We start from the raw sequence: 16,414 nt of genomic DNA on the forward strand, positions 1-16,414 counted from the left end.
TATAATGGCTGACTTATCAACCTTAGCACGACCGTACGCTAAAGCCGCGTTTGACTATGCCAACGAAAACGGCGCAGTCAACGAGTGGGAAAACTTCTTACTTGTTGCTAGCACTGTTGTCAATGACAAGTCGTTCAGTACTTGGCTAGACAATCCAGCTGTTTCTGCTGAGCATAAGTCAGCTGCTTTGGTCGATCTTTATGATACGCAAGTAGCTAGCGCTAATGATTCTGCTTTTAAGCAGTTATTAAGCGAAGCTCAAGGGACTAGCCTTGACAGTAACGTAAGCTATCCAAAAGTATCAGTAGCACTTAGTAACTTCGTTAAACAGTTATCAGAACAAGAGCGTCTGGCGCTGCTTCCTGAAGTTTATGAGCATTATCGCCGTCACAAGGCAATAAGCTTAAAGCAGCTTGACGCATATGTGACCTCTGCCTACCCATTGACTGATGAACAGCGTCAAACGCTACAAACGCGTCTTGCTGCCTCGCTAAATGCTAGTGTAGTGATTCACGAATCAGTTGATCCAAGTCTATTGGCAGGCGCTACAATCAAAGTCGGTGACAAAGTCATTGATGATTCGATGCGCGGCAAGTTACAACAGTTAAAAACACAGCTAACTGCCTAATGCCAATCATCAATACAGTCAAATATTGACTGTATGATTATAAGAGCAATTAAGTCAGTGGGCGGGTTATCATAAATTAAAGGAAACAAGGCAATGCAACAATTGAATCCAGCGGAAATCAGTAACCTGATTAAGCAGCGTATTCAAGACCTTGATGCGGGTGCAACTGCAAAGAATGAAGGCACGATTGTCAAAGTATCTGACGGTATCGTGCAGATTCATGGTCTTGAAGATGCCATGTACGGCGAAATGATTGAGTTTGAAGGCGAAATCTACGGAATGGCTCTAAACTTAGAGCGTGATTCTGTTGGCGCGGTAGTACTTGGTGATTACCTAAAGCTGCAAGAAGGTCAAAAAGCCTATTGTACTGGTCGTATTCTTGAAGTACCAGTAGGTCCTGAGCTGTTAGGCCGTGTTGTTGATGCTTTGGGTAATCCTATTGATGGCAAAGGTCCTATCGATGCCAAGATGACTGATAAAGTCGAAAAGATCGCTCCAGGCGTTATCGACCGTCAATCAGTAGATCAACCAGTAATGACTGGTTATAAAGCCGTTGATACCATGATTCCAATCGGTCGCGGTCAGCGTGAGCTTATCATTGGTGACCGTCAGACTGGTAAAACAGCGATGGCTATCGATGCGATCATCGCACAGAAAGCGTCAGGCATTAAATGTGTATACGTGGCTATCGGACAGAAACGTTCGACTATCGCTAACGTAGTACGTAAGCTTGAGCAAACTGGCGCACTAGAATACACCACTGTTGTGGTTGCTTCAGCATCAGAGCCTGCAGCACTTCAGTATATCGCACCGTACTCAGGTTGTACGATGGGCGAATACTTCCGTGACCGCGGCGAAGATGCACTGATTGTATTTGATGACTTATCAAAGCAAGCAGTTGCTTATCGTCAGATTTCACTACTATTACGTCGTCCGCCAGGTCGTGAAGCTTATCCTGGTGACGTATTCTATTTACACTCACGCCTACTTGAGCGTGCATCACGTGTAAATGCTGATTATGTAGAAAAGTTCACTAACGGTGAAGTGAAAGGTAAAACTGGTTCTTTAACCGCTCTACCAATCATTGAAACACAAGCTGGTGACGTATCTGCATTCGTACCAACCAACGTGATTTCGATCACTGATGGTCAGATCTTCCTAGAGTCTAGCTTGTTCGCCTCAGGTATCCGTCCAGCAGTAAACGCTGGTATCTCGGTATCTCGTGTTGGTGGTGCCGCTCAGACTAAGATCATCAAAAAGCTATCTGGTGGTATTCGTACCGCTCTAGCTCAGTATCGTGAACTAGCAGCATTCGCTCAGTTCGCCTCAGATCTTGATGACGCAACTCGCGAACAGCTTGATCATGGTGAGCGTGTGACTGAATTGATGAAGCAGAAGCAGTATCAGCCGATGTCAATCTCTGAGCAAGCAGCCGTTATCTATGCTTCAAACGAAGGCTTCTTAGCTGACGTACCTGTCGAAAAGATTGGTTCTTTCGAAGAAGCGTACCTACGTTATATGCATGATGAGCAAAGTGAATTGATGCGTGAGATTGATGACACTGCGAACTACAATGATGATATCGCAGGTCGTTTAAAGTCATCTTTAGAGACCTTTAAACAAAATCACAGTTATTAATTTAACGGGTTAAGCCGAATTGGTTATAACTGTAGCTTAGAGCTCATAAAGTGGCGCGTTGTCTGACCAGATATTTGCGCCACTGTTTTAACCATTACCGGTATTAGATCGCGTAATGCCACAAGATATAAAATGTTATTCTGTAGGATTGATGTTGTATATCAAACGATTGTCGCATGCGCCAATGCTTTTTAACCCTCTTATATTGGAATCATTATGGCAAGCTTAAAAGAGATACGTGCCAAAGTCACCAGTATTAAAAGCACCCAGAAAATTACTCGTGCTATGCAAATGGTAGCGGCAAGTAAAATGCGCCGTGCACAAGAGCGCATGGAAGTGGGTCGCCCGTATGCTGATAGTATGCGCCGGGTTATTTCACATTTGGTGCATGCCTCATCAGACTACAAACATCCGTATATGGTATCGCGTCCAGTCAATAAGGTTGGCTATATTGTCATTACCTCTGACCGTGGCCTAGCGGGTGGTTTGAATATTAACTTATTCAAAGCCCTAACTAAAAGTATCCAAGATTATCAAGATCAGTCTGTACAAGCTGAGTTTGCAGTCATCGGTGCCAAAGGTGTGAGTTTCTTCAAAAACTTTGGTGGTAAAGTTACATCGGCTGTGACCGATTATGGCGATAAACCAACGTTTGAACAATTGAATGCACCGGTTCAAGCGATGCTTGAAGACTATAGCAACGGCAATATTGACCGTATCTATGTGGTCTATAACCGATTCATCAATGCGATGACTCAGAAACCAACAGTCAATCAGTTGGTTCCTCTACCAGAGCAGTCATTTGATGATGAAGATAGTGGTCTACAGACAGAACTTAGCTGGGATTATATCTACGAGCCTGACATCAAGACGTTAATTGATGAATTGCTTGGTCGCTACATTGAGTCGATTGTTTATCAAGCGGTAATGGAAAACATTGCCTCTGAGCAGTCTTCACGTATGGTTGCGATGAAAGCGGCAACAGATAATGCTGGTGACCTTATTAACGATTTACAGTTGGTTTATAACAAGCTGCGTCAAGCGGCGATTACCCGAGAAATCTCGGAAATCGTTGGCGGTGCTGCTGCTGTTTCATAATTGACTACACCTATATATAGAAGTTCAAGGAGAACGCAATGAGTAGCGGTCGTATTGTACAGATTATTGGCGCGGTTCTTGACGTTGAGTTCAACCGTAATGAAGTTCCTCAAATTTTTGATGCCTTGCAAGTAGACGGTACCGAAACTACCCTAGAAGTACAGCAACAGCTGGGTGACGGTATTGTACGTACTATTGCAATGGGTTCAACCGAAGGTTTAAAGCGTAACCTACCTGTTACTAATACTGGCGCACCTATCTCTGTGCCTGTAGGTACTGGTACGCTAGGTCGCATTATGGATGTTCTTGGTCGTCCTATCGATGAAGAAGGTCCTGTTGTTGCTGACGAAAAATGGTCTATCCACCGTGAAGCGCCAAGCTACGCAGATCAGTCAAACAGCACTGAGCTACTAGAGACTGGTATTAAAGTTATCGATCTACTTTGCCCGTTCGCTAAAGGTGGTAAAGTTGGTCTGTTTGGCGGTGCTGGTGTTGGTAAAACCGTTAACATGATGGAGCTGATCAACAACATCGCTCTAAAACATGAAGGTTTGTCAGTATTTGCTGGTGTTGGTGAGCGTACTCGTGAAGGTAACGATTTCTATCACGAAATGCAGGAAGCTGGCGTTGTAAACACTGAAGACTTCAGTAAGTCTAAAGTAGCAATGGTATATGGCCAGATGAATGAGCCACCAGGTAACCGTTTGCGTGTTGCACTGTCTGGTTTGACCATGGCTGAGTACTTCCGTGATACCAAAGATCCTGTTACTGGCAAAGGTCGTGACGTACTATTGTTTGTTGATAACATCTACCGTTATACACTAGCGGGTACAGAAGTATCAGCACTACTTGGTCGTATGCCGTCAGCGGTTGGTTATCAGCCAACACTAGCTGAAGAGATGGGCTTACTACAAGAACGTATTACGTCAACTCAGTCAGGCTCTATTACTTCAGTTCAGGCAGTATACGTACCTGCGGATGATTTGACCGATCCATCACCTGCTACAACGTTTGCTCACTTGGATGCAACCGTTGTACTAAGCCGTGATATCGCATCACAAGGTATCTATCCTGCGGTTGATCCATTGGATTCAACATCACGTCAGTTAGATCCACAAGTAATCGGTGAAGATCATTACAATGTTGCTCGTGGTGTTCAGGAAGTTCTACAGCGTTATAAAGAGCTTAAAGACATCATCGCTATCTTGGGTATGGATGAGTTATCAGAAGAAGATAAACTGGTTGTTTATCGTGCTCGTAAGATTCAGCGCTTCTTGTCTCAGCCATTCCACGTAGCCGAAGTCTTCACTGGTGCACCTGGTAAATACGTACCATTACGCGATACCATTGCTAGCTTTAAAGCAATCATCGCTGGTGAATACGATGACCTACCAGAGCAGGCGTTCTACATGGCTGGTAGCATCGATGAAGTAGTCGCTAAAGCTGAAAAAATGAAGTCTAAGTCAGCGTAAGTTGTATGAGCATAAGCAAACGAGTAGATATAATATAAACCTTGTATCTACTCTTCAGTAACGCATCGCAGTTTTACTGTTTTTTGATCGCGCTTTGATGGTAAGGAATTAAGTATGGCAACGTTACAATGTCGCGTCGTAAGTGCTCGTGAAGAGTTGTATTCAGGCGAAATTAGCATGTTAATAGCTACTGGTACCGAAGGCGAGATTGGTGTATTGCCAGGTCACACACCGCTTATTACTTTGCTAAAGCCAGGTGCAATGCGAGTGCAAACACCAAACGGTGAAGAAGAAGTAATTTACGTCTCAGGCGGTGTACTAGAAGTACAGCCTAAGATGGTTACGGTATTGGCTGATACAGCTATGCGTGCACACAATCTTGACGAAAGCAAAATCGTCGAAGCACGTAAAAAAGCTGAGCAAATGCTAGTTAACCAGTCTGATACGCTACAAACCAATGCGGCTTTGGCCTCACTTGCAGAGTCAGTAGGACAATTACAGACTATTCGTAAGTACAAAAACCGCGCGTAATTTATTACTGATAGCTCTAGCTAATCATTTATAGTTATCGCTAGAAGTAATGATAAAAAGACAGTCCATTATATGGGCTGTTTTTTTATGCCTATTCATTATGAAATTAACGGTTCTGCGGTAAATACACACGGTTATTACTTGGATAGTATTTGCGGTAGTTCAATTCATTCTTAGGAAAAATCTTTTATTATCAATGAATCATCGCCTATTGGAATTTTCTTAAAAAGACACTGGCGACAACGTTAATATATGGTTATATTAGACATAACGTATTATAAGCAACGAGCAGTAACTGTACGCGATAATGTTGGCTCGATGGTTTGGCTAATCAGCAAACAATAGATAATACAAATTGCGATGTACTAACGAAGTAATAGGCGTAATTTTTGGACGCAAACTAAAGTTTTGATAGGGGTAGTTTATAGGTTTTGTTACCGACTATCAGCTATAGTATAGGAAGCTGATAATTTAATAGTATACTGTGCTACCAAGTTTGTAACAGCTATACGAACATCAATTGTGCCACTATATGGTGCTATTAATTTTACCGCTCTTACTTTTACTGCTTTTAAATTAGATGTATTAGAGGATATAACAATGACAACGAATGAAGAAGACAACACCCCCCGAATCTTGATTGTTGAAGATGATGAGCGTCTAGCCATGTTGACTCAAGATTACTTGGTCAAAAATGGTTTAGAAGTGGCAATTGAAACTGATGGTAATCGCGCTATTCGCCGTATCGTCAATGAGCAACCAGATATGGTTGTACTTGATGTCATGCTACCTGGTAGCGATGGTTTGACTGTATGCCGTGAAGTACGCCCACATTATCAAAATCCAATTTTGATGTTGACTGCACGTACTGAAGACATGGATCAGGTATTGGGTCTTGAGATGGGTGCTGACGACTATGTTGCCAAGCCTGCTCAGCCACGTGTATTGCTTGCCCGTATTCGTGCGCTACTGCGCCGCTCAGAAAATGCACCATCAGAAGATGTGCCACAACGTCTGGAGTTTGGCGAGTTAGTAATTGATAACGGCGGTCGTTCAGTTAACCTAGGTGATGAGTTGGTTGATTTCACCAGTGCTGAATATGATTTGCTATGGTTACTTGCTTCTAATGCAGGTCGTATTCTATCTCGTGAAGATATCTTTGAGCGTCTACGCGGTATTGAGTATGATGGTCAAGATCGTTCAATTGACGTACGTATCTCACGTATTCGTCCAAAAATCGGTGATGATCCAGAAAATCCAAAGCGTATTAAGACCGTACGTAGTAAAGGCTATCTATTCGTAAAAGAAGGCAACTAATATTGTTGCTTTTATATGTTGATTAATTATTAATCACTATTCGAAAAAACCAGCAACGATGCTGGTTTTTTTGTGGCTAAATTCTAATTTTTAAACTTAAATGCAGTGTTATGTGGTTTAATTAACTCATTATTATAGACGCTGACTAAATATATGTCATACATATAAGTCTTTGGATGATCGCTGCATATGAATTAAAATGCGGTAATTAAAAGTCAAAGTTAAAGTCTATCTCTATTCGATCATGCTCGATACCATCAAACACATAGCACTATCTATATGTTTGATGAGATTGGCAATCTCCATTTATTAAGTTGGTCACGGCACGTATGTCATTAGTCTCTTCTTTAAAACACAGTATTTTTGTTCGTATCTATGCTGGGCTACTTATAGTCTGCTTATGTGTGGCACTCTTTGCGCAGTTATTGATGGATACCATTAATAAGGAGCGTGTGCAGTCCTATCGTGAAAATATGGCAATGGGGGCGTTCCATTTGGTGAGTGAAGGAATTGCTCACCAAAATAGCGAGGAAGAGCGTGAATATTGGTTATCAGATGCGAGTAGTTTGTTTGGTACTACTTTTAATGTCTTGCCTATTGATGAAGTAGATTTTAGCGCCAGTGAGCTACGCCGTTTTAAAAATGATAATACCGTTGTACGTTATTTCAACCAGCCTGTATATGCAGATGTTTATTATCGCTTGCCGGATAATAAGAGTGTATTAACAGCGAGAATCTCACAGGTTACTGAGCAGCAAGTACGGGCAATCGCGGTCTTTTTATTAGATGACTTGTCTTATCACATGACATTATCGGACAAGCGCGCACGTTTGGCTGAATTAGAGAAGAAGTTTTCTTTTCCTTTAGCGTTTAAAGCAGTCAATACACTTGAGTTAGATTCAGATCAGATGTCTCGTCTGCGTCGTGACGAAGTCGTCATATCGTTGCAAGATACTAACAGTAGTACGAGTAACTCTGCGATTAGGGTAATAGTACCCTCTGAAATCAATGATATGGCAATTTTAATTGGGCCTATACCTTTATTTAATTGGTTCCCGCTTAACTTAATTATCAGTATGATTCTTATCAGCATGTTCCTAATTAGCTTAGGTGTATATGCGCTCATCTTCCCGCTTGAACGTAAGCTGCAATTGATTCAGGTAGGTGTGAATGAGGTCAGTCAAGGTAACCTTGATATTCAAGTACAGGTTATTGGTCAAGATGAAATAGCGCGTTTGTCAGCGACTTTTAATGCCATGACCTCGCATATTAAGCGTTTGATTGAATCACAGCGAGAGCTTACCCGAGCGGTCTCACATGAGCTTCGTACGCCAGTGGCTCGTATTCGATTTGCAGTAGATATGCTTGCTGATACGGATGACGAAGACTCACGTTTTATGCAGCGTGACTATATTGATGAAGATATTGAGTCGCTTAATGGTTTGATTGATGAGATTTTGACCTATGCTAAGCTTGAGGAAGGGTCACCAAAGTTAGATTTAGAACCAGTAAACTTAAGAGAGCTGTTAGAGCAGATCGAGCGAGAAACCAATGCACTCGGTAAACCTATCAAAATAGTAACCAGTTTGCCAAATGCAAAAGTCACAGCAGTGGCAGATAGACGCTACTTACACCGTGTGATTCAGAACCTTGCAGGTAATGCGTTACGCTATGCAGAAACAACCATTATTATTAGTGCTGGTGTCAAAAAAGGCAATGCCTTCGTTAGTGTCGAAGATGATGGTCATGGTATTCCTGAAGCAGATCGCGAAAAAGTATTCATTCCATTCTCACGCTTAGATGATAGTCGTACACGCGCGTCAGGTGGCTATGGTCTAGGCTTGTCTATTGTATCGCGTATTGCATTTTGGTTTAATGGTAGTATGAAAGTAGATGAGAGTCGTGAGTTAGGCGGTGCAAGGTTTGTGATGACATGGCCTATTAAACCATTGACGCAAATTCTTGCTGCTGATGAATTGACGCAAGAGAAAAGCGAGCGCGACTTCGATACTAAGTTGTCAGACTAAACCAAGTTATAGAGCTATATTATAAACGCAAGTTATCAGACTAGGCCGTAAGTATTAGTCATGATACTAAAGATAATCAGCGTCATCTTAGTGGTATAACAGGATACAGCTTTATAGCTAGATGACGCGCTCGTCGCTATTTTTAAGACAGTTGGACAATGTCATAGGAGGCATAGGATGCCATATTTATTTGGTGGCTTGGTAGTGTTGAATGCGATTACGCTAGGCTATTATCTATTCTTAAAACAGCCGTCAACGACCCAAACACTACAAACAGCTCAGGCTGAAATTACCCAGCCATTAGCTTTTACTAACAGTGCTGAGTACATCCCGCCGGCTATTGGTAGCAAAGACTAGCGTTTACCTCTTTGCTTATTCAAATTAAAGTCTCATCGCTATTTTGAATTTGGCACCGTATTATCTACCTCAGATACCTCTTCTACTTCAGCCGCTAGCGTAGTATCTCCAGCGACTTTAGAGAGTAGGGGAATACGTACGCATACTTGTAGTCCACCTTCAGGGTGGTTAATGGCTTCAACGGTACCGTGATGTAATCGTGCAATACGATCAACAATCGCAAGACCTAGTCCGCTACCTTGGGTAGTCCGTGCCGTCTCTCCACGTTCAAACGGTTGCATAATCCGCTCTAATTGATCGTCAGCGACGCCATCACCGCAATCTCGTACACAAATCACTAGTTGTTCTTGAGCTTCTTTGTTCACCACATTTTCGCTGACCACATCCGTATCTTCGTCTTCGACAGTTTCTATAAATGTCGGTACAACCGTAGCCGATAAATAAATAGGTGGTTTTCCATAACGATTGGCATTATTGACCAAGTTGATAATCAGGCGCTTGATGGACAATGGACGTACGGGAACGACCTTGTCGCATTCTGACTCATATACAAACTTCATTGGCGCAAACTGCACCATGATTTCATTAAATATAGTGTCTAGGTTGGTCAAACTGACTGGCTCATCAGAACCGTCTTTCATAAATGAGATGAACTGCTCCAAAATGGCATCCATATCCTCAATATCGTAAATCAGCCCTTCACGAAAGAAGTCATCTGGTAGCATTTCTGCGGTCAAGCGCATACGTGTCAACGGCGTTCGCAAATCATGTGAGATGCCGGCAAGCATGATTGTTCGCTCTTTTTGCGCTTGGTTCAATGTCGTAAACAGTCGGTTGAACGCCATATTAACCTGACGTATCTCTGTGGGGCCTTTCTGAGTTGGCAGTGTGGTTGCATGGCCAAGACGAATATAGTTAGTAGCTGCCCGTTGTAAGTAGCGTAGTGGGCGATTTAACTGACGGGCTAATAGAATAATAGTCAATAGCGATAGGATAGGCAGTCCGATCAAAAATAGCACCAATAATGTCGGGCTATACTGCGAATAGTAGACGACAGGCTCACGCACCCAAAAACTGTCATCACGGCTATCTTGTACCCATAGCTGCGGTGTTGGCTTAAATTTAAAATAGACCTCTACAGGACGACCAAGCTGCGCACCGATTTCACGCTGTAGTACGTCAGTAAAAAAGCTTACGAATGGCTTGTCAGCGACTTCTGGAAAGTCGCTGGGGTTATTCACCACGACGACATGAGAGTGCTGGTAAATCCATTGGCGTACTTCGGGACGACCTTGCCAGTCTTTATTAACGCTATTGATCAGCTGCAACTCACTCGTCAAATAACGCGCATGGTTTTTTAGCTCTGGCAGATACAGACTGCGCCAAAAGAACAAAATTGATAAGCTCACACTAATAAGCACGATAAAGGCAACCATTAAGGTCGTTAGCCAAGTGTTGGAATAAGAGCGTGGCAGCCAACCTTTACGACGCGGCTTTGGGTTTGGAGAGATCATATGTGTCCAACAGAGTAAAAGAAAGGTTAGTGTGATATAGCCTGTAGTTTTCTAAACATAGTCGTCTTAAGGCGAGTATATGCGTTAATTTATGGCGGTATATCATAGAATAGCATAACCAATAAATAGTACTGATACAGTATGCAATCGACGAGCGAGCCAAATAGTTATTGGAATAGATATCAAGTTAAGCTTAAGGATAAATGTATTTAGCCATCATCTGTTTTTCAGAGAGAGCGATAGTAATCCATAGAATCTAAAGAAAAACTTTAAAATAAACCATTATCATCAGTTATATTTTACTTAGGTCGTCATTTAAGCTATTGTTAATAAATAATTAAATATGCACAGTTTATGTTTTCAACAAATAAAGACTGTGATATAATTATGCCCTTTTTGGTATACCTGCGAAAGAGAGAATTCACATGGTTGTTATTCGTTTAGCACGGGGCGGTGCCAAGAAACGCCCATTTTATCAAGTAGTTGTTGCTGATCAACGCCGCGCGCGTGACGGTCGCTATATTGAAAACATCGGCTTTTTTAACCCACTCGCTAAAGAGTCTGAAGAAGCAGTACGCCTAAACATGGAAGCGTACAATGCGTGGATCGCAAAAGGTGCACAACCTTCAGATCGCGTTGCTTCATTAGCAAAAGCTTACAACAAGTCTGCAGCTCAAACTGAAGCAACTGCTTAAGTTTTGGTTGTTACTGAGACGTTCGTAGCAAAACTATGACATGGCTCAGTAGACTTTAGAATACATAGCGTAACTGGTCTGACCAGGGTGCGCCATTAACTGTTTATCGCTTTTGACGCAATTGTTTTTGCAATTGCTGTTTTAATCATTGTTAGGTTAGCTGCTATGTCATCTGTTCCAAACGCTAGTGCCCTTATGAAAATTGGTCAGCTTAAGAAGCCTTACGGCATTAAAGGCTGGCTTTGGGTATTCAGTGATACGGATGACCGTACAGCGATATTCGACATGAAACCGTGGTGGATGAAAACTGCCACTGGTATGAAACCTTTAACTGTGAAGGCTTGGCGTGAGCAAGGAACAGGAATTGTGGCTCAATTTGAGCAGATTCCTGATCGTAATGTTGCTGAGACTATGAACGGTGTTACCGTTTGGGTCGAACAAAACGTCCTACCTGAAACAGCTGAAGACGAATATTATTGGTCGGATTTGGTCAGTCTGCGCGTGATAAACGAGCAGGATGAGTATCTAGGTAATATCACTGAAATGTTTGAAACCGGTGCCCATGACATCATGCGTGTAACGGCAAATTCAGACAGTTTGGACAATGAAGAACGCCTGATTCCATGGCATAAGCAAACTGTAATAAAAGTCAATATGACTGAAAAAACAGTGCTTGTGGCATGGCCGAGTGATTATTGATAGCGTTTCTGGCTTTTTAGTCAGACGTTGTTAGTACTTACACCGATTGTTTTAGCCTTAACGCAAGTAGACATCAGATGTATTTTGCCGTAATTAGTATTTTTCCTGAGATGTTTGCCACGATTCGTGAGTTTGGAATCACGGGCCGAGCAGTGACTCAAGAGCAAGTTACGATTGAATGCATTAATCCACGTGATTATACCACCGATAACTATCGCCGTATTGATGAGCGCCCTTATGGGGGTGGTCCTGGAATGGTGATGATGGCTGAGCCATTATCGAAAGCCATTGAGGATGCACGATTGCGTGCCAGTCAACATGGTTGCCGTGTCGATAGTGAGCACTGTCCGGTGATTTATATGTCACCGCAAGGACAGACGCTTAGTGAGAGTAGCGTAGTCAATATGACTGATTACGATGGCATGATTTTATTATGCGGTCGTTATGAAGGTATTGATGAGCGTTTATTGTCACAATATGTCGATATGGAAGTATCGTTAGGTGATTACGTGTTGACTGGTGGCGAGTTGCCAGCAATGGTGCTGATGGATAGTGTGATACGTCGTCTACCCGATATCATGGGTGATGACAAGTCAGCGGAGCAAGACTCTTTTGTCGATGGCTTGCTTGACTGTCCACACTATACTAAGCCGCATGAGTTTGCGGGTATGGCGGTTCCTGAGGTATTACTTTCAGGTCACCATGCCAATATCGCCAAGTGGCGTTTTAGTCAGCAAGTCAGTCGTACGCAAACGCGTCGTCCAGACTTATGGCAAGCGTTTACCCCAACGGTAGAGCAAGCGAAGTGGTTGAAAGCATTGGCCAAAGCAGATAAATAGTAGGTTTTTAAAATCTAATTTTATCGTTACTAAGTTTGATAAACAGTTAAGAAACAGAATTTTGAGCAATAATAAAACGAGTCATAGCATAGTGGCCGTTGGTTATAACCCATTTACGTTGTGTCTCACTATAAAGAGATGCGATTAATTATTACAAACAGGTGATATGCGTCAAGCCTCTATTATCTAATGTGAGGAGATAACTCTCATGAGCAACAAGCATCCATTGGTTCAGGTCATCGAAAACGCTCAATTGCTTGAGCGCCCAAGCTTTGCACCCGGCGATACCGTTGTGGTACAAGTAAAAGTACGTGAAGGTGAGCGTGAGCGTTTACAGGCTTTTGAAGGCGTTGTAATTGCTAAGCGTAACCGCGGTCTAAACTCAGCGTTTACCGTACGTAAAATCTCAAGCGGCGTTGGCGTTGAGCGTGCATTCCAATTGCATTCACCAATCATCGAGAGCATCGAAGTGAAACGTCGCGGTGCTGTTCGCCGTGCGAAACTATACTACTTACGTGAGCGCTCTGGTAAATCAGCACGTATCCGCGAAAAACTTGGTGCTCGTCCAGTTGCTAAGAAAAAAACTGACGCTGGCGTACCTGATGCAGTTGATACTGCACCTGGTATCTAAGTACAAGTTTGCCGTTTTGAGTTAATCCTATAATTTTAGGATTGGCTCAGGACAAGGTAATAGTAGATACAAGCCCTTATTCATAGGTTTATTTATAAATAAGCGGGCCATACCAAAAAAGACGAAACCCCAATCTATGCGAAAGCTAGATTGGGGTTTTTGTATGTATAGCATTAATAATTTGAGTTTTATCAGCTCTGATATTATCAGCTCTAATAGTGCCAGTTATAAGCTAAAGCTTATTGAGCATCAAACGTATCGATACGGTTGACTTGCTCTTTGGACTTACTGTATTTGCGCAGTCTAATGTATAAAGTTTTGGTGACGGTTGCGATTAGCTTTTGCTGCTCATCAACGATGTCGACTTTATACTCACGGAATACCGCTTCGCCTTCTTTTGCCAGCTCTTGAATGGTAATGACTTCAGAGCTAGGTATCTTCATGCGCGCAGTAACTTTGCTATTGCCAGGCGCAACAAAATCAATGTGCGAGCTTTTGTCCCATACCACATAATTGCTACCCAGTTGATGCATCAGCATGAGCATATAAAAAGGATCAACCATCGAATATAAGCTACCACCGAACTGAGTACCGACGATGTTTTTGTTCAGAGTGTTTAGTCCCATGCTTACCACGCACAAACCCTGATCGAGACTGATATGATCGATTTTGATACCTGCGCCAATGTATGGTGCATAAGTATTAAGGCGCAGCTTTAATAAATGCGGTGTCAGCAATGGCATGATGCTTTGCTTGGCCCGACGTTTCAAAGTCTCAAGGTTGGTAGGTAATACGCTCATAAACTTGTCCTGTTGCCTTTTCTCAATTTTTTGATTGTATCAATAATGCGATTTTATACAGTGTCACTGAGAAATAAATCGATAAAAAGTATTTATCATAATTAAAAAGTACTCAGCTCGCTAGCTCTAAAGCGTAACCAAAATGACATATTTATGCCCACTTACAGGTAACGATCGTTATTTATTATAACTATCTTTGCTATTCATCTATGTGATAAAAAATCATATAGATGTAAATCATTATCAATAAAACGGTCGCTTATTCTAAGTTAAAGTCTATAAAAGAGAGATTTTTTCCTTATGGTTTTCTATTAAGGTTAATTTTGTCTTAAATAGAAACTTTAGTTTATATATTATAATGAGATACATAGTATCTTTAAATGGTTTTAGGTTCGCATTTCATTAAGTCTTGGCATACAATAGTTCGCAGTTTGTAATAGGCGCTTTGGTCTATAACATTAGAGCAGAGCGTGTGTAGTCAATCAAAGACGTAATCGACACAAGGAAATGTGATGAGTAACCCTCAGACCCCCTCTTCAGGGTCTAATACGCCGACCTCGAACATAAACCACGACAGTCAAGTACAAGGCAGTTATGTAGATTTGCATAAGCCCAGTTCTAGTTTCGACAGTCGTGATGCTTATTTAAACCATGAATTACAAATCATGCAGCCAAAACGCTGGCGTCCTAATTTACCATTCCGTGATTACCGTTTTGAATACGAAGATACTATTCCAGCAATGGCCGCGACCATCGGTAAAGTTGTTATGGTGGGTGCCATTGCAGCAACCTTTGCAGGTCCACTCGGCTTAGGTGATGCGTTTGTCTTAGAAAACGTGCGCTATGAGCTATTAATCGTCTCCTTCTTTATTATCTTATTTTCGGGCTTTCTACTGCCGACAGCCAACCTCGCTGGTACTCACGGCCCATTAATCCCTCTGATTCCTATTGTGGTAGCAGCTGGTGGGCACCCGATGGCTTTTGGTTTGCTTATCGGTGCTTTTGGTCTGCTCCTCGCAATTAGTAAAGGAGGAAGTCTACTAGCCAACTTAACCAGTAAAGGTGTGTGTGGTGGCCTCTTGATTTACTTGGGCTTTATCGGAACTACCTCACAGGTCAAAAATCTCTTTGCTTGGGCAGAAGGGATTGGCATGTCACATATCGCTTTCTTTATTATTCTGGCGACTATCCTGCTATATGCACTGCTTGAACATTGGCAAAAACGCTGGCTCGCGGTTCCGCTAAGCTGTGTGTTAGGTGGTGGTCTTGCATTTGCATTGGGTGCACCTTTTGAGTTCAAAACAGCGCCAGGTCTACCAAACATGAATCCAATGTATTGGTGGGGCGAAAACACAGGTTGGATGTTAGGTCTGCCGACGATTGAAAGCTTCATTGTAGTACTGCCGTTTGCTATTTTGGCCGTAGCGATGTGGTCGCCAGATTTCTTGGGCCATCAAGTATTCCAAAAAATCAGCTATCCTAAGCGTACTGAAAAAGTGCTTATGGATATCGATGACACCATGACTAGCGCTTCATTTCGTCAGGTAGTCGGCTCTGTATTGGGCGGTGCTAACTTTGCGTCATCGTGGGGAACGTATATTGTTCCTGCAGCGATTGCTAAACGTCCGATTCCTGCCGGCGCTTTATTGACGGCTCTATTCTGTATTATCGCAGGAGTTTGGGGCTATCCGATGGATTTGGCCATTTGGCAGCCAGTGATGTGTGTGGCCTTGATCGTTGGGGTATTTATTCCATTACTAGAAGCTGGTATGGAGATGACGCGTGAAGGTAAAACCACGCAATCTGCTGCTATCGTGGTATTCGCGTCGGCATTGGTTAACCCAGCCTTTGGTTGGTCGCTCACGTTGTTGCTTGATAACTTAGGCTTGATTGGCTCTAAAGAGCGTAGTGCCAATTTGACTAAGATGAGCCGCTGGATCATACCAGGTATTATGTTTGTGGTACTGACAGGCGTCATGGCTATCGTCGGTATGCTGCCGGGTATCCCAGCATTGATGGCAAACTTCCGTCATTAGTAGTATGTTGTTACATACACGATAATAGAACAAACTAAGCCGGCGAAAGCTGGCTTTTTTATGGGTAGCGCTGCGATAATAATTGGCTTGTAAAACAATGACTCCCGCCCCATAACTAGCAGTATTACTAAG

15 protein-coding genes are annotated in these 16,414 nt (G+C 42.6%); 13 read left to right on the forward strand and 2 right to left on the reverse strand.

Annotated features, from left to right (window positions below; genetic code table 11):
• Positions 1-4 precede the first annotated feature (4 nt).
• The 8 genes from ACHEVO_RS11805 to ACHEVO_RS11840 all read left to right on the forward strand — a co-directional run bounded on the left by ACHEVO_RS11805 (position 5) and on the right by ACHEVO_RS11840 (position 9,068).
• On the forward strand, positions 5-628 hold the full coding sequence (locus ACHEVO_RS11805) for a F0F1 ATP synthase subunit delta (RefSeq protein ID WP_057762004.1): 624 nt from the start codon (positions 5-7) through the stop codon (positions 626-628).
• A gap of 93 nt (positions 629-721) precedes the next feature.
• The gene (gene atpA / locus ACHEVO_RS11810) at positions 722-2,266 is read left to right on the forward strand and encodes a F0F1 ATP synthase subunit alpha (RefSeq protein ID WP_057762002.1); all 1,545 of its coding nucleotides are present in this window, start codon (positions 722-724) and stop codon (positions 2,264-2,266) included.
• Positions 2,267-2,482: 216 nt separating this feature from the next.
• Positions 2,483-3,364 (forward strand): F0F1 ATP synthase subunit gamma, encoded by an 882-nt coding sequence (gene atpG, locus ACHEVO_RS11815; RefSeq protein WP_057762000.1) that lies wholly within the window; start codon positions 2,483-2,485, stop codon positions 3,362-3,364.
• 38 nt (positions 3,365-3,402) lie between these two features.
• A complete protein-coding gene (gene atpD / locus ACHEVO_RS11820) occupies positions 3,403-4,836 on the forward strand; it encodes a F0F1 ATP synthase subunit beta (RefSeq protein ID WP_057761998.1) in 1,434 nt (477 codons plus the stop codon).
• Between the two features lie 114 nt (positions 4,837-4,950).
• Positions 4,951-5,367, forward strand: a complete 417-nt coding sequence (locus tag ACHEVO_RS11825) for a F0F1 ATP synthase subunit epsilon (protein WP_057761996.1) — start codon at positions 4,951-4,953, stop codon at positions 5,365-5,367.
• A 600-nt stretch (positions 5,368-5,967) separates the two neighbouring features.
• Complete coding sequence (locus ACHEVO_RS11830) at positions 5,968-6,684, forward strand: response regulator (RefSeq protein ID WP_057761994.1); 717 nt, start codon at positions 5,968-5,970, stop codon at positions 6,682-6,684.
• A gap of 329 nt (positions 6,685-7,013) precedes the next feature.
• Positions 7,014-8,711, forward strand: a complete 1,698-nt coding sequence (locus tag ACHEVO_RS11835) for an ATP-binding protein (protein WP_394125055.1) — start codon at positions 7,014-7,016, stop codon at positions 8,709-8,711.
• Positions 8,712-8,888: 177 nt separating this feature from the next.
• A complete protein-coding gene (locus ACHEVO_RS11840; RefSeq protein WP_057761990.1) occupies positions 8,889-9,068 on the forward strand; it encodes a hypothetical protein in 180 nt (59 codons plus the stop codon).
• A gap of 38 nt (positions 9,069-9,106) precedes the next feature.
• On the opposite strand, the gene ACHEVO_RS11845 is transcribed toward ACHEVO_RS11840, so the two are convergent.
• On the reverse strand, positions 9,107-10,582 hold the full coding sequence (locus ACHEVO_RS11845) for an ATP-binding protein (RefSeq protein ID WP_201572243.1): 1,476 nt from the start codon (positions 10,580-10,582) through the stop codon (positions 9,107-9,109).
• Positions 10,583-11,007: 425 nt separating this feature from the next.
• Between ACHEVO_RS11845 and rpsP the strand changes: the two genes are divergently transcribed.
• From rpsP to rplS, 4 genes are all read left to right on the forward strand, one after another.
• On the forward strand, positions 11,008-11,277 hold the full coding sequence (rpsP, locus tag ACHEVO_RS11850; RefSeq protein WP_021812802.1) for a 30S ribosomal protein S16: 270 nt from the start codon (positions 11,008-11,010) through the stop codon (positions 11,275-11,277).
• Between the two features lie 165 nt (positions 11,278-11,442).
• Positions 11,443-11,976, forward strand: a complete 534-nt coding sequence (gene rimM, locus ACHEVO_RS11855; protein WP_394125056.1) for a ribosome maturation factor RimM — start codon at positions 11,443-11,445, stop codon at positions 11,974-11,976.
• A gap of 77 nt (positions 11,977-12,053) precedes the next feature.
• A complete protein-coding gene (gene trmD, locus ACHEVO_RS11860; RefSeq protein ID WP_394125057.1) occupies positions 12,054-12,815 on the forward strand; it encodes a tRNA (guanosine(37)-N1)-methyltransferase TrmD in 762 nt (253 codons plus the stop codon).
• 208 nt (positions 12,816-13,023) lie between these two features.
• Complete coding sequence (rplS, locus tag ACHEVO_RS11865) at positions 13,024-13,446, forward strand: 50S ribosomal protein L19 (RefSeq protein ID WP_057761981.1); 423 nt, start codon at positions 13,024-13,026, stop codon at positions 13,444-13,446.
• 239 nt (positions 13,447-13,685) lie between these two features.
• Here rplS and ACHEVO_RS11870 read toward each other — a convergent pair whose 3' ends face one another.
• Positions 13,686-14,246, reverse strand: coding sequence for a DUF4442 domain-containing protein (locus tag ACHEVO_RS11870; protein WP_394125058.1), 561 nt, complete (start codon positions 14,244-14,246; stop codon positions 13,686-13,688).
• Positions 14,247-14,758: 512 nt separating this feature from the next.
• Here ACHEVO_RS11870 and ACHEVO_RS11875 point away from each other — a divergent pair.
• Positions 14,759-16,282: a DUF3360 family protein gene (locus tag ACHEVO_RS11875; protein ID WP_394125059.1), complete on the forward strand. Its 1,524-nt coding sequence runs from the start codon at positions 14,759-14,761 to the stop codon at positions 16,280-16,282.
• The last annotated feature ends 132 nt before the right edge of the window (positions 16,283-16,414 follow it).

Source organism: Psychrobacter nivimaris (assembly GCF_043419765.1).
Classification (GTDB): Bacteria; Pseudomonadota; Gammaproteobacteria; order Pseudomonadales; family Moraxellaceae; genus Psychrobacter.